The sequence below is a fragment of the Streptomyces sp. MMG1121 genome (genome assembly GCF_001280015.1).
In the GTDB taxonomy this organism is placed as follows: domain Bacteria; phylum Actinomycetota; class Actinomycetes; order Streptomycetales; family Streptomycetaceae; genus Streptomyces.
Genome location: NZ_LGDV01000094.1, coordinates 1 through 370 on the forward strand (window position 1 = coordinate 1; position 370 = coordinate 370).

Below are 370 nucleotides of genomic sequence, written 5' to 3' on the forward strand. Positions count from 1 at the left end.
GAAGAGCGACTCGCTTCCGCCGCCACCGGACACCTTCAACTGCTCATCGGTGACTGCCCGCAGGACGAGCGACTCGACCGACGCGACCGGAGCACCCTCGGCATCCGCCAACTCCAGCGACAGCGACTCCTGCCCCGTGGACGACAACCGGATCCTCAACGACGACGCCCCCGAAGCATGCAGTGACACACCACTCCACGCGAACGGCAGCAGTGCACCTTCGCTCTCGTCATCGGATCCGCGGGCTTCGGAGAAGGCCCCGGCGTGGAGGGCGGCATCCAGCAGCGCCGGGTGCAGACCGAACCCGGCAGCCGAGTCCACCTCACCCGACGGCAACGCGGCCTCGGCGAAAATCTCCTCCCCACGCCGC

General features: G+C 68.6%; 1 protein-coding gene. It reads right to left on the reverse strand.

The window, feature by feature from the left end:
* The coding region (locus ADK64_RS09840) for a polyketide synthase dehydratase domain-containing protein (RefSeq protein WP_159046212.1) at positions 1 to 370 on the reverse strand (370 nt) is incomplete at both ends.